The organism is Mesorhizobium sp. M0195, assembly GCF_040322115.1.
In the GTDB taxonomy this organism is placed as follows: domain Bacteria; phylum Pseudomonadota; class Alphaproteobacteria; order Rhizobiales; family Rhizobiaceae; genus Mesorhizobium.
The window spans coordinates 14882-28756 of the sequence record NZ_JAMYSV010000011.1; the positions used below are offsets into that span (position 1 = coordinate 14882).

A 13875-nucleotide genomic window follows, 5' to 3' on the forward strand; every position below is an offset into this window, starting at 1 on the left:
ACCAAGCGACACTATCGTTCGAAAGGTTCTCCCAGCGAAGCCACGCCGTTGAGCTTGAGCAGACGGCGGTTCGAAGAGATGATGCCGAGCACGATCACGGTCACGAGATAAGGCAAGCTCGATAGAAGTTGCGAGGAAACGTCCAGCCCTGTCGCCTGGGCCGCGAGGCTTGCGAGGGACACGGCGCCGAAGAGGCACGCACCGAGGAAGATACGGCTGGCAAGCCAAGTGCCGAAGACGACGAGCGCAATCGCAATCCAGCCGCGCCCTGCGATCATGCCATCGGCCCAGAGCGGAGTGTAGACCACGGATGCGTAGGCACCGGCGAAACCTGCCAACGCGCCGCCGAAGGCGACCGCGGCGAAGCGCACGGCGATCACCGGATAGCCGAGCGCACGGGCCGCCTTGGGGTTCTCGCCGACGGCGCGGACGACGAGGCCTGTTTTGGTGTAGGCGAACATCGCCCAGATGGCGACGGTCGCGGCAAGCGAAAGCCACACGACAACGTCTTGGGCGAACAAGCCGCCGATCACCGGGATATCCGAAAGCCCGGGCAATGAAAGCTTCGGAAGCCCCTTAACCGTGAGGCTCTCATAGCTCTTGCCGAACAGCGCCGAGAGGCCTTGGCCGAGGATGCCTATGGCAAGGCCTACCGCAACCTGGTTTGCGCGAAATCCCAGCGCGATGACGGCAAAGACCAGGGAAAGAGCCGCGCTGGCGAGGCCCGCGGCGAGGAAACCGAGGAGATGCCCGCCGCCTTGATAGACGATAATGAAGGCGATGACGGCGCCGAGGGCCATCAGTCCCTCCACCCCGAGATTGAGGACGCCGGCCCGCTCGGCCACCAGTTCGCCGAGCGCCGCCAGGAGAAACGGCGTAGCCGCCGCCAACATCCCGGCGATGATGAACTCGACGGCGTTCATGACGTGCTTCCGTGGGCGGCATGGCGCCATTCGAGCCGGTAGCGGACGAAGGCAATGGCGACGAGATATGCGAGCAGCAGGCTGCCCTGGAAAACCCTGACCGCAGCGACCGGCAGATTTGCCGAGACCATGGCGTTATCGCCGCCGATATAGAGGGCCGCCATGAGCAACGCGGAAAAGGTGATGCCGACCGGGTGAAGGCCACCGAGATAGGCCACGATGATGGCGGCATAGCCGTAGCCGGTCGAGATGGAGCGCTGCAGCTGGCCGAGCGGCCCGGCCACCTCGGCCGCTCCGGCGAGGCCTGCCGCGAAACCGCCGATGAGCAGGGAAAGCCAGATCGCCCGTCCTTCGTTGAAGCCGGCGTATCCGGCCGCGCGTGGCGCGAGGCCGCCGACCTGCAGCTTGAAGCCGGCGAAACTCCTCTGCATGAAGATCCAGGCCGCAAGGGAGAACGCGCAGGCGATAAGCAGCGAGACGTTGACGCGGGTGCCGGGGATCAGGATCGGCACCATCGCGTCGGACTGGAACATCACCGACTGCGGGAAGTTGAAGCCGTTTGGGTCCTTCCAGGGGCCGAGAAGCAGGTAGTTGAGCAGTTGCGCGGCAACGAGCGCCAGCATGAGCGATACCAGAATCTCGTTTGCATTGAGCTTCACGCGCCAGAAGGCCGTGAGCGACGCCCACAGAGCGCCGCCCAGCGCACCGATGACAAGCATGGAGGGCCAGATCCATTGGCCCGTTGCCTCTGGGAACCAGATGGGAATGGCCGATGCGAAAATCGCGCCGAGGATGAACTGGCCCTCGGCGCCGATGTTGAAGACCTTTGCGCGAAAGCCGATCGCGAGCCCCTGCGCGATCAGCAGTAGCGGCGCGGTCTTAAGCAGGACTTCCGAGAAAGAGGTCCAAGACAGGAAGGGCTCCAGAAGCATCGCGTGGAAAACGGCTACCGGATCGCGGCCCATAAGGAGGTAGAGCCCGAGATTGAGAAGCGTCGCCAAGGCGAGCGCGACGGGCGGGGCGATCAGTTTGACGGGAAGCGAGGCATGCTCCCGGCGAACCAGAACGGGAAGGAGCGGCGCGGACAGAGCGCTCATGCAGGGACCTTTTTAGCCGTCGAATGCGCGCCGATCATGTAGCGGCCGATCTCCCCGGGTCTCGTGTCGCGCGTCACCAGCGGCGGGCTCAGCCGGCCTTGATGGATCACCTGGATCGAATCGCAGAGTTCGAACAGCTCCTCCAGTTCCTCTGAGATGACGAGGATACCCATGCCTTCGTTGCGCAGGGCAATGAGGCGCCGGCGGATGGCGGACGCGGCGCCGATGTCGACGCCCCAGGTGGGTTGCGCCACGAACAGCAATTGCGGGGACAGCATGATCTCTCGACCGACGATGAACTTTTGCAGATTGCCGCCCGAAAGCGCGCCGGCCTCCGCTTCCGAACCGGGCGTGCGCACGTCGTATTGCCGGATGCAGTCCTCGGTGAAAGCCTTCACCTGGTTCGTGTCGACGAGGCCGCGTTTCAACAGGCCGAACGGATGGGCGGTCAGAAGGCTGTTGAGGACGAGCGACATTTCCGGCACCGCGCCGCGGCCAAGCCGTTCCTCGGGAACGAAGGCGAAGCCCAGTCGGCGGCGGGCGGCCGCGTCGAGCGCGCCGACATCCTTTCCCATCATATAGATACGGTCGGACTGTTCGCGCGGCAGCACCGTTTCGCCTGAAATCAACGCTGCGAGTTCACTCTGCCCGTTGCCCGATATGCCCGCGATCCCGAGGATCTCGCCGGCCCGGACCGTCAGGCTGACGTCGGAAAGCGCCACCGCGAAGGGATCGTCCGGCCGATGGTCGAGGCCGACGATTTCGAGGCGCTTTTCGCCGCCGGAATGCGCAAGCGCCGGCATGGGCTGCGGCATGTCGCGGCCGATCATCATCCGGGCAAGGTCGTGCGCGTCGTGGTCGCGCGGGTCCACGCGGCCGGTGATGCGCCCGCCGCGCAGGATGGTCGCGCGGTCGCAGACCGCGCGGATCTCCTCCAGCTTGTGCGAGATGAACAGGATGGAGACGCCGCGGTCGCGCAGCCGCCGTAATGTCTCGAATAGCTTGTCCACCGATTGCGGGGGCAGGACGGAGGTCGGTTCATCGAGGATCAGGAGTTGGGGTTCGGTCATCAGGCAGCGGATGATTTCCACCCGCTGCCGCTCTCCGACAGAGAGCGCGTGCACATGGGCGAGCGGATCGACTTCGAGTCCGAACTCGCGGCCGAGCATGCGGATGCGATCCGCAAGATCCGATTTGCCCCTGGGCACGACCAGCCGGATGTTCTCCACCACCGTCAGCGTCTCGAACAAGGAGAAATGCTGGAAGACCATGCCGATCCCCTTGCGCCTCGCATCCGCCGGGGAAGCGAGGGCCAGGGGTTCCCCTTTCCAGGTCGCCATTCCGGCGTCCGGCTGCTCGACGCCATAGATCAGCTTCATCAGCGTCGACTTGCCCGCTCCGTTTTCCCCGAGGATCGCATGGATCGAGCACGGAGCCACATCCAGATCGATGTCTCTATTGGCATGGATTTGGCCGTAGCTCTTGGAGATGCCGCGCAGCGACAGGAGCGGGGTGGTCATGGTTACTTGGGCAGCGGCGTGGTGACACCCTTGACGTGCCAGTCCATTGCGACGATCTCGGCATCGGTCATCGTTTTGCCGGCGGGGACTCCCTCGCTGCCGTCGGCCTTGGCGAACGGACCGGCAAAGGGCGAGAAGCTGCCGCCGGCGATCTTGGCTTCAACCTCTTTGATCCTGTTCATCATGTCGGCCGGGATACCCGGGTTCCAGTCAACGACCTCTACAACCTTGTCGCCGACACCTAGGAAAGCGTTGACGCCCTTGAACTTACCGGCGAGGTGGGCGTCGACCGAGGCTTTGAAGAAGGGTGACCAATCGGTCGCCACGCAGCCTAGATAGGCTTTAGGCGCATATTTCTTCATCGACGAATTGAGGTTGAAGGCAGGGACGCCGGCCTCCTCGCAGGCCGACACGACGGAGGGCGTGTCCTGCGCGTTGGAGAAGATTACGTCGCATTTCTGCGCCAGCAGCGCCTTGGCGGCTTCCTGCTCCTTGGCCGGATCGAACCAGGAGTTCACCCATACGACCGAAACCTCGACATCGGGTTTCACTGCTTGCGCGCCCAGCGTGAAGGCATTGATGGAGGTGATCAGTTCGGGAATGGCGAAGGCGGAGACCGAGCCGAGCTTGCCGGTCTTTGACAGCGCGGCGGCCGCCATGCCCATCAGGTAGGTACCCTGGAAATATTGGGCCGCGAAGGGCGAGAAGTTCGGCGCTACCTGGAAACCGGAAGCATGCAGCACGGTGACGTCGGGGTTACGGCGCGCGATCTGCAGGGCACCGTTCTGGTAGCCGAAGGAGCCGGCGATCAGGAACTTGTTCCCGTCGGCGACCACCTTGTTCATGATGCGGTCGGCATCCGGTCCTTCCTGTATATTCTCGATGATGGTGACCTTCACCTTGTCGCCGTAGGCTGCCTTCACCGGCTCGAGCCCGTCGGCGAGCGCACGGCCCCAGCCGACATCGCCGACCGGCGACGGGACCACGAGCACGATGCCCAGAGGTTCGTCGGCAGCAAGCGCGCGGCCACCCACCGCTGCGACGAGCCCGGAGGCGGCCGCGCCCTTCATCAATGTTCTGCGGGTAAGATTTGTCAGCATGTAGGTTCCCCTTGTTTTCGGTTTCTAGAATTCCACGGTCGCGAGCGCCGCCTCGGCTTCAGCGAACAGCTGTGCCTCGTCGAGCCCCGGGAACTCGCCCTTGGCCCAGACGATGCGGCCGTTGATCATGGTCATGTCGGTCGGCATCCCGATGCCCACCTTGGCGAGCAGGCTCAGCGGATCGTGCCGCGTGCCGACATAGTCCATGCGCCGCGTGTCGATGGCGAAAAGGTCGGCAGCCATGCCAGGCGTCAGCCTGCCGATGTCGCCGCGCCCGAGCAGCGCCGCGCCCCCGGTCGTCGCATAACCGAGAAAATCGGCCGGCGGCGGAACGGGATGGTCGCGTGTCGATGCCGACAGACATTGCAGCATGTAGGCGGAATGGATGCAGTGCATCAGGTTGGAATTGTCGTTCGAGGCTGCACCGTCGCAACCTAGTCCTATGCTGAGGCCGAAGGCCGACATCGCCGGGATATCGGTGATTTCGGCGCCGACGAGATAGACCGGCTCAGGGCAATGCGAAACGCCGGTGCCGCTTGAGGCCATCTTGCGCAGCTCGTCGTGGGTTAGCTCCCAGCAATGGGCATAGAAGGCATCCGGCCCGCAGAAGCCGATCTCCGCGCAGTAATCCACCGTCCGCATGCCGTGACGGTCCTCGATGACCGGGCTTTCGCCCTCGCCGACATGGGTATGCATACGCACCCCGCGATCACGCGCTAGCGCCACCGATTCCACGAAGGTCTCGCGATAGCAGTTGACTGGCTGGCAGGGCGCGACGGCCACCTGGCGCATGCTGAAAGGACCGGCATCATGATAGGCGTCGATCAGCCGGGCGCAATCGGCGATGAACTCGTCCGTCGTCTCCAGCATGGCATCGGGGATGGTCGAGCCTTTCGATTTCGGTAGCGTGTTGCCGCCGCGTCCGGCATGGAAGCGCATACCGAGGAGTTCGGCTGCTTCGAACTGCCGGTCGACCAGCCGCTTGCCGGCCTTCCACGGAAAGCAATACTGATGGTCGAATGCGGTCGTGCAACCGTGCTTTATCAGCTCGGCCATCGCCGTGACCGAAGCGTGGTAGAAGCATTCCTCGGTCAGCCGCGAGAAAATGGGATAGATGCGGTCGAGCCATTCGATGACCGACAACTTCGTCCAGTCCAGATCGGCGCGGTTGCGCACGAAGCATTGAAAGAAGTGATGATGGGTGTTGACGAGGCCGGGATAGACGAACCAGCCGGCGGCGTCCTGCGTGACGGTCCCGACGGGCAACTCTCCCTTGTCGAGGCCTTCGCCGATGGCCCGTATCGCCGGGCCGTCGGTCAAGACATCGACATTGCGCCGGATGTCCGGACCGTTGCCCTCGTCCACGATGACCGCTGCGCAGTTCTTCAGCAAGTGGCCCGCCAAGTCACGCCTCGCCGGCTTCGAGGACGGGCTCGGGCTTCAGTTCGTGCAGCCGGTGGATGCCGGGCATCTCAATGAAGCCCTCGAGACTGCGGATCGCCCGCGACCAGAGCCGGATCGCGGGATAGGGGTCGAGCGAAACGCCGCCGTCCGGCGCCAGCGCCACATAGGGAAAGCAGGCGACGTCCGCGATCGTCGGCCGGTCCGACGCGAGGAAGCGCTGGCCGCGGATATGCTGTTCGACGAGGCCGGCTTCCAGCTCCCGCAGGGCCGCTATCCCCTGCCCATGCAGGGTGGCGATATCGCCCGGACGCAGCAGCATCTCGTGCAAGCGCGCCGCCCCCAGGCTGCCGGTCAGCCGATGCGAGAAGGAAAGCCATTGCTGGACGCGTGCCGCCTGCAAAGCAGTATCGTTGCCCAGCCATTGCGGTGCGGCCTTCGCGGCGAGATAGACCAGCATGGCCGAGGATTCGGTCAGGACGAGGTCGCCATCCTCCAGGATCGGGATCGAACCCGCCGGATTGAGCGCCATAAGTTCGGGACCGCGATGCTCGGCGCCGGGATGGAAGTCGACGGGGCGGATGTCAAGCTTCACCCGGGTCAGCGCCGCCATCAGGCGCGCCTTGTAGCAACTCGGGGACAGCACGTAGTCGTAGAGCTTCATTGCGCCACCAGTTGCGCGCCGTAGGTGTAGCCGTGGCGTTTCAGCCAGCGCCGGTAGGCAACTGATGTCAGGTCCGCCCTTGTGGGGATCTCCATGCCCGGATCGAGCGGCAGCAGTCTCGGGATCTGGTTTTCGAGAATCGACCGGTCCTGAAGGAAGATCGTCTGCTGGAAATGGATCAGGTCTGCCATCGATGTTTCGTCGTCGAACAACGCCATCCACGGCCAGACGTCGCACAGGTCTTCGGCAAGCGGCTGCACGAAAAGCGTGATGACGTCCCATTCACCCGGGCGCGGCGGGCAGGTCTTGTAGAGGATCGAGCAGGTCGGCGCAGGCACGCGATACATGTATTCGGTGGTTATGCCGCCTTCCGCCGACTTGGCGGCCTGCGGCTGGTAGAACTTCACCTGGGTCGCCCAAACCTCGTCTTCGTCCTCCCGTATCTCGACCTTGTAGTTCGGGACTTCCGTGTGCGGTTCGGCCCCCAATATGTCCGTATGCACGAAGGGGAAATGCGCAATGTCCAGGAAGTTCTCCACCGCGCGCAGCGGCGAGCAGCGCACGCGCACAACCCCGACATCGACGAGCCGGCGGCCGGGCTGATCAGCCTCGGGGATGGCAAAGAGCGCCTTTTGCGGGTCGCCGAGCGACGACCAGACATGGCCGTAGCGGATGCAGACCGGCAGGGCACGTCCGTTGCTGCCCGTAACCTTCGCGTTTCCGTCTGCGCCGAGCCTCACCCCGATCGGCTCGCCCATGAGCGCCGTCTGGCGCTCATGCGTGTCAAGCCGGCCGGCAAGGCCGACCGGATACCATTGGTCGATCATCGCGTTGCGGGTCATTGGGCGACGCCACTGCGCAGAATATCCTCGGCCGTCCGCCGTAGCGTCTCGGCTGCCCTCGACGCAGCGATACGCTTGGCCGGACCAGTGCCTTCGTCGACCAGAACATGCATCAGCGTCCGCGCTTTCCCCTGGGGGGTGAGCAGCAGCCGTAGGGTCTGGGCATTTTGCGCGTAGTCGAGCAGGCCTCCGTCGGCCTTCGTACCGGCGGCCGCCTCCAGCGCGGCAATGCCCGCCTCTACTATCATGGAGCGAAGAGGGGCCAGGCCGTCGAACCGCGGCGGCCGAGCGGTGGGTTCGCCTACGGAAATCCATATGATTCCGCCGCTGTCCTCGACGGGCTGTGTTGCGACACCAATCGTTTCCGGCGGCGTCAGGCCCGGATGGGCCGGAATGCGCAAGCAGTTTCCGGCCTGGGCATAGCTCCAACCGTGATAGATGCAGGACAGGGCCTCACCGCGCACGAAACCACGGGAAAGGCGCATGCCGCGATGAGGGCATCTGTCCGCGAAGGCCGCCGCGCGGCCGGACCGGCTTCGCCAAAGGGCAATCGGTCCGACCGGGGTTTGCGCCGGCATTACGGTTCCCGCTGGCAAGTCCGCGGAGAGGGCAACTGGCATCCATGGGCCGGACGGATAGGGCAGCATGCATCAACCTTCGAAAGACATCGACCCATCTTCCCAAATGCAGATTCGCGGTCAAGACATGACGATCAGCCCGATCACGTTTGCACAATATTTTCGCACTGGCAACAATGCCCAAAAAAGAGGCAGAGGCCCTGGTCCCAACCTAGCCTGATTCGTTCTCTATCGGCGTCCGACGAATGGCCTCGACCCAGACATCGATTGGTCCAAGAGAGCACCCCATCTCCATCATATCGACCAGTTCCGCGGGACCGGCAACGTCGAGTTCGATCCGGTCGGCACCGGCAACGAATATTGCCGGCGCGAGGCCGAGCTTGGCGGCATGACGCTCGATCCATGGAAGAAAGGATGCCGCTTTGACATCGCCGAGGATTGTCATGCGCTCGCGCGTAAAACGTCGATCTTGCTCGTTCATGAAGGACCCTAGCAACGAAATTGATATACAGATACGTCGTATCCAATCACGTGGCTAAGGGCGTGAAAAGGCGGGCGGATCTTTCGCCGACAAGGACGCTCGTCATCCTCGCCGACCGGTCAAGACCGGTCGCTGCCGTCCCGATGCTCCTTGGTAAGCGACAGACCTTTGACGGGCCATGTCCGGTAGCCCGTCATCGAGGGATCGGTTCGGAACTGCGTCGCAAGATCGGTCATCCGGCTCCAGGACTTTCCTAAAAGCGTATTTTCGGGAAACCAAGCCAGACGGCACCTGCGGAATAGTGGCGCCGGGGTCGCGGAACCATACGGAACGATGCGCGAAGATTTCTGATTTATACGAAAGGAGTACAATTCATTGAGGTCGGCCAGGAACCACCGACGGCTGGCGGTTGGCCAACTCCTGAAGGGCTCACGCAAAGGGCTGTATCGATGGCCACAGCGTTGGTTGTTCAAAGCGCTGCAGCCGGGATTGCTCGGCGCCGGAGATGGCGCGCAGCTCTTCGTGGATGATGCGAAGCAGGCATTTGGTGTGGCCAATTTCAAAGCGTCCGGTGGGGGCGGAACGATACGAGACAATACGGGAAACTCTCTGATTTAGGCCCACGAAAAAGCCAATAAAATCAATAGTTCGAGGACGTCCTCCAACAGTGCGCGACAGTGACCGTCCTACCAATAATGAATGGTGCCTTTAAATTGTTCATGCAGTCTCGACGAGGTTCGGAACCAGCGATCGGCAGCCTTGGCCGGACTAGCCCGATCCGCAAAGCACCGCTTGAATCATCGCCGAGATAAAAGCGTCAGATGTTTTCCGGCGTGACTATTTCAAAAGGTATAGACCGCTGAAGGGTCGCGACCGGTGCTTGCGGTCCAATCACGTCAATCATCGTCTGCACAAGGAGAGCCGAGGTCGCCTCGAGTGGATGACAAAGAGCTGCAGTGATCATTCCCTCGGACAAGCCTTTTCGCGTATCGGGGCCAATGTCACGGCAAACCAGCTTGATGCCCGCCCGCCTTTCGGCAGGGATCTCTCGAAGCGCACGGAGCACTCCAGTTATTCCGCCGCCCACGATCAGAATTCCTACGAGATCATCAGTCGTCTTCAGGAGTTCGGCCACCATACGGTAAGCCTCGCTCGATTCCTCATGAGTAGGGCGACTTTCTTCCACTGTGAGCCGCGGAGCGTGTTCGCGCAAATACGAACGGAAGCTGGCATCTGAAACGTCTTGGCATTGATATCGGTGATTTCCTATGAAAACCGCAATGCGACCCGGACCTTGGGTGGTTTGCGCAATCAAGAATGCCGCCGTACGCCCCAGCTTCCAGTTGTCTGTGCCCACGTAGGCCGCTCTTTCCGGCGCGGATTGGTCGGTAATGTAAGCAACAACGGGCTTCCCAATTTCCTTCAGTGAACGGATGGCCTGTCCTATGATAGGGTGATCTGGTGCGATCACCGCGACTGCGTCGCAGGTGTTGCCGAGCGCGATAAGGCGGCTAGAGATAGTCTCCGGCGTCAGTAGATCCACAAACTCGACGATGGCCTCGACCACCTCATCGCGACGATCGCGACAGGCTGCGATGATTTTCTTCCCGAACAGTTGGTAGAGTTCACGGGTCGATTGCTGCAACAGGAAACCCAATCGATGATGCGGCGATATTTTCTTGGCACGGTCGTCGATCGCTCCGATCCCATAGAAGCCGATTTCTTCGGCTGCTCTTTGTACGCGTTGAACAGTCTTTGGGCGAACCGAGACAGTGCCGCTGAGGATTCTGTTCACGGTCGCTACGGATACGCCGGCGGCTTGAGCGAGGTCGCGAATCGTAGGCCGCCTCATTAATCCTCCCAATGCTGTATCATCATGATTGCCACTAAATGATACGAATGCGATCTCCATACTATTTTTGTATTCCGATGATATCAAGCCTCCGATATGAATCGCCTCCGCACTAGAGCCCGAACTGGTTCAAGGCCGATTGGATGGTCGGTCGGGAGGCTGTTAAGATGGATGACCTTCAGTATGGAATGCGCGACAAACGCGGAAACTGGGTCCCGCACCGCCGCGCCGAGCCGGTGCCGATCTGGCATCGCCCGTTCAACGCCAAAAAGGTACTAGCCTGGATCCCGAGTTTCTTTGGCCTTGGAACGCGTTCCACATGGCCACGGCAATCATCTGGGTCAACTTGCTCATCCCGAGCTGGGACAGCCTGGCAAGCTTTTCGCTGCTCAACTACCTTTGGCTTTACGGGCTGAACGCGGGGGGCATTTTTCTCTTCTACGGATTCTTTGAGCTGCGCTATTACATCCAGCGCAAGCAAGAGACGCGCTTCAAGTATAATCCGAAATTCCCCTCCGACGCGCCGTCCGACGTCTTCTGGTTTCAGAGCCAGAATATCGACAATTTCAGCCGGTCGTTTTTCATCACCATACCGCTGTGGACCGTGGTCGAAATCGTGATGCTATGGGCATACGCGAACAGCTGGGCCGTCTGGCTGCCGTGGACGACGCATTGGCTGTACCTGTCGTTCCTCGTCATCATCGCTCCGGCTGTGCACGAAGTGTACTTCTTCTTCCTGCACCGCGCGATCCACTGGCCGCCCCTCTACAAATGGGTTCATTCGGTTCACCACAACTCGATCAACCCCAGTCCGTGGTCGTCGCTGTCCATGCATCCGGTCGAGGGGTTCCTCTACCATGCCGAGGCCTGGCTGCACCTGCTGATCCCATCCAACCCGGTCTGCGCGTACTTCACGCTGCATGGGGCCGGCTTCGGCGCGGTGAATGGCCATCTTGGGTTTGAAACCTTCGAACTCACCGACAAGGTCAAGCTCGATAGCCATTCCTACGTCCACTACCTGCACCACAAGTATTTCGAGGTGAACTACGGCGGTGACGGTCTGGTCCCTCTCGATAAGCTTTTCGGCACTTGGCACGACGGTAGCAAAGAAGCTGACCAGGCTATGAAGGCGCGCTTCCGCAAGAAGAAGGAAAAGCTCCGCGCCAAGCAGGAAGCCTCCGACGGCAGGGCCTCTGACATGCCGGCAGAGTAATCAACCGCCGCTGTTTCGTGTGCCCAGAGGAGGGGGCGGATCAGCCATGTTTTTTTCAAACCCGCGGGGCGGGTAAACCGGGAGGAAGACTATGAAGCTTTTCAAGATACTTGTGTCCACAGCAGTGCTGGCTGCGTACAGCACCAGCAGCACGCTCGCCGCCGACATCTTCGTTATCGGCGGCAAGCCGGACGATCCATTCTGGTCAATCGTCAAGCGTGGTGCCGAAGACGCCGGTAAGGTGGTCGAAGCTCAAGGTGGTAAAGTCACCTGGCTCGGGCCGCAGAACTACGACAATCTGGGTGTGGACGCGGCCGAACTGATCCGCCAAGCCATCGACCAGAAGGCCGACGCCATTGTCGGTCCGGACTGGGTGCCGGAAGCCATGGATCCGGCGTTCAAGGCGGTTGTGGACGCTGGCATTCCGCTTGTTATCTACAATGCCGGCGGTTTGCAGGCGGCTGATCGCCTCGGCGCTATGAACTATGTCGGCTCAGACGATTACAAAGGTGGCGTCGCCGGCGGCGAGTATCTCGCTAAGGCCGGCAACAAGAAAGGCGTCTGCATCAACACACTGCCGGGTGCGGCCAATATCGAGGCCTACTGTGGTGGCTTTAGGGAAGGGATGAAGAATGGCGGCGGCGAGGCCGATGTGTTGCCGTTGCCAGCTACCTCCTTCGGCTCGGCAACAGCAGTGGCGCAGGCGGTGAAGGCCTATCTGCTGCAGCATCAAGCCGTGACCGCGGTGTTCACCATCGGCAATGTCGACGCCAATTCGGCCATGAACGGTATTACCCAGGCCGGCAAGGCCGGGCAGGTTCAACTCTGCGGCATCAACTTTGACGAGACCATCCTGAACAACATCAAGGATGGAAAACAGGCCTGCGCGATCGACCAGCAGGGCTACTGGCAAGGCTATCTCGCCGTCTCAATCTTGAATGGCAAGGTAAACTACGGGCTGACTGTGCCGACGCGCGAGATCCTCACCGGTCCTGGTATCATCGACAAGAACACTGTCGAGCTGACCATTGCGGGCGTGAAGGCCGGCGCGCGCTAGGTGTCCTTACGGCCGCCCGCCGTGTGCGGCGGGCGGCCAGTGCATTCTACTTCCATAGCGACCGCAATTTTTGGCGCTCGATAACTCGCGGATTACCCATGACGGCACATCCCGTGACATCCACCCCAACGCCGATGGCAAATCGCGGCCGTTCTGGACTGGCCCCAGGTCGTCTGGCACGGCGGCCCGAGACGGGCTCGTTCCTGGGCATGGTCGCAGTCTTTTTGTTCTTCGCCATATTCGGAGGCAGTGGCTTTTTGTCAGCAGCCGGTACGGCCAGTTGGCTGAGCATCGCCTCCGAGATCGGCATCATCGCTCTGCCGATAGGGCTGCTGATGATCGCTGGTGAGCTGGACATTTCGGTCGGCGCCGTGATTCCCGCGGCCTCTCTAACGGCCGCGATCATATCCGGCTACTATGGCCTGCCTGATTGGCTCGGCATCACGGCCGCCCTTGGGCTCGGTCTCGCCATCGGCTTAATCAACGGCGTGTTCGTCACGCGAACCGCGATCCCGTCCCTGATAATCACAATAGGAACGATGTTCGGCACAATGGGCCTGACGCTGGGCCTTACTGTGATGATCGCCGGCAGCACCGGTGTCTCGCTGGTACCCGACGAACTCACGAAGATGCTTCTCGGCCAATATCTCGGGGGCATGTTCCAAGTGACGATTCTCTGGTGGCTCGTCTACATCGCCGCCCTTCTCTGGCTCCTCCACATCTCGCCCGTGGGCAACTGGATCTATGCACTCGGGGGCGACAAGGAGAGCGCGCGCAACGCGGGCATCCCCACCAAGCGGCTTACCATCGGTCTATTCATGCTTTCGGGGTTTTCCGCCGCGTTCGTCGGAGTCAGCCAGGTGATGGTCTACCAGAGCGCTCAGGTTCTGGCTGGGCAGTCCTTCATCTTCAATTCGATCATGTGCGTAGTCATCGGAGGCGTTCTGCTTACCGGCGGATTTGGCTCTGTCGTAGGTATCGTGTTCGGCACGATCACCTTCTCTATCGTAAACCAGGGCATCTACTTCACGAGTATCGATCCCAACATGGGAAGCGTCATCATCGGCGCGCTTCTCCTGATCGCCGTACTCACCAACGACACCTTTCGGCAGCTGGCGCTCAGCTACTCATCGAAGAAGGCTTGAGG

General features: G+C 61.6%; 12 protein-coding genes and 1 pseudogene. 3 read left to right on the forward strand and 10 right to left on the reverse strand.

What is annotated here, in order from left to right; genetic code table 11:
- Positions 1-11 precede the first annotated feature (11 nt).
- The 10 genes from NKJ12_RS20550 to NKJ12_RS20595 form a co-directional block, all read right to left on the reverse strand.
- Positions 12-923, reverse strand: coding sequence for an ABC transporter permease (locus tag NKJ12_RS20550; protein ID WP_254819358.1), 912 nt, complete (start codon positions 921-923; stop codon positions 12-14).
- Complete coding sequence (locus tag NKJ12_RS20555; RefSeq protein ID WP_352691291.1) at positions 920-2020, reverse strand: ABC transporter permease; 1101 nt, start codon at positions 2018-2020, stop codon at positions 920-922. Before NKJ12_RS20555 ends, NKJ12_RS20550 begins: the two co-directional genes overlap by 4 nt.
- Positions 2017-3540 (reverse strand): ABC transporter ATP-binding protein, encoded by a 1524-nt coding sequence (locus NKJ12_RS20560; protein WP_352704688.1) that lies wholly within the window; start codon positions 3538-3540, stop codon positions 2017-2019. The genes NKJ12_RS20555 and NKJ12_RS20560 overlap by 4 nt, the downstream gene beginning before the upstream one ends.
- A 2-nt stretch (positions 3541-3542) precedes the next feature.
- Complete coding sequence (locus NKJ12_RS20565) at positions 3543-4637, reverse strand: BMP family ABC transporter substrate-binding protein (protein WP_352704845.1); 1095 nt, start codon at positions 4635-4637, stop codon at positions 3543-3545.
- Between the two features lie 27 nt (positions 4638-4664).
- On the reverse strand, positions 4665-6044 hold the full coding sequence (locus NKJ12_RS20570) for an amidohydrolase (protein ID WP_352704690.1): 1380 nt from the start codon (positions 6042-6044) through the stop codon (positions 4665-4667).
- A 1-nt stretch (position 6045) separates the two neighbouring features.
- Positions 6046-6705 carry a glutathione S-transferase family protein gene (locus NKJ12_RS20575; RefSeq protein WP_352704692.1) on the reverse strand — a complete coding sequence of 220 codons (660 nt, stop codon included), beginning with the start codon at positions 6703-6705 and terminating at the stop codon, positions 6046-6048.
- A complete protein-coding gene (locus tag NKJ12_RS20580) occupies positions 6702-7547 on the reverse strand; it encodes an aromatic ring-hydroxylating dioxygenase subunit alpha (RefSeq protein ID WP_352704694.1) in 846 nt (281 codons plus the stop codon). Before NKJ12_RS20580 ends, NKJ12_RS20575 begins: the two co-directional genes overlap by 4 nt.
- Entirely contained in the window at positions 7544-8194 is a 651-nt protein-coding gene (locus NKJ12_RS20585; protein ID WP_352704696.1) for an aromatic ring-hydroxylating oxygenase subunit alpha, read from the reverse strand. Before NKJ12_RS20585 ends, NKJ12_RS20580 begins: the two co-directional genes overlap by 4 nt.
- Positions 8195-8336: 142 nt before the next feature.
- Positions 8337-8606 carry an acylphosphatase gene (locus NKJ12_RS20590; protein ID WP_254819364.1) on the reverse strand — a complete coding sequence of 90 codons (270 nt, stop codon included), beginning with the start codon at positions 8604-8606 and terminating at the stop codon, positions 8337-8339.
- Positions 8607-9423: 817 nt separating this feature from the next.
- A complete protein-coding gene (locus NKJ12_RS20595; protein ID WP_352704847.1) occupies positions 9424-10458 on the reverse strand; it encodes a LacI family DNA-binding transcriptional regulator in 1035 nt (344 codons plus the stop codon).
- A 167-nt stretch (positions 10459-10625) separates the two neighbouring features.
- Here NKJ12_RS20595 and NKJ12_RS20600 point away from each other — a divergent pair.
- From NKJ12_RS20600 to NKJ12_RS20610, 3 genes and pseudogenes are all read left to right on the forward strand, one after another.
- Positions 10626-11671, forward strand: a pseudogene (locus NKJ12_RS20600) (sterol desaturase family protein).
- Between the two features lie 91 nt (positions 11672-11762).
- Positions 11763-12728 (forward strand): sugar ABC transporter substrate-binding protein, encoded by a 966-nt coding sequence (locus NKJ12_RS20605; protein WP_352509023.1) that lies wholly within the window; start codon positions 11763-11765, stop codon positions 12726-12728.
- A gap of 134 nt (positions 12729-12862) precedes the next feature.
- Complete coding sequence (locus tag NKJ12_RS20610) at positions 12863-13873, forward strand: ABC transporter permease (protein WP_352704849.1); 1011 nt, start codon at positions 12863-12865, stop codon at positions 13871-13873.
- Positions 13874-13875: the final 2 nt, after the last annotated feature.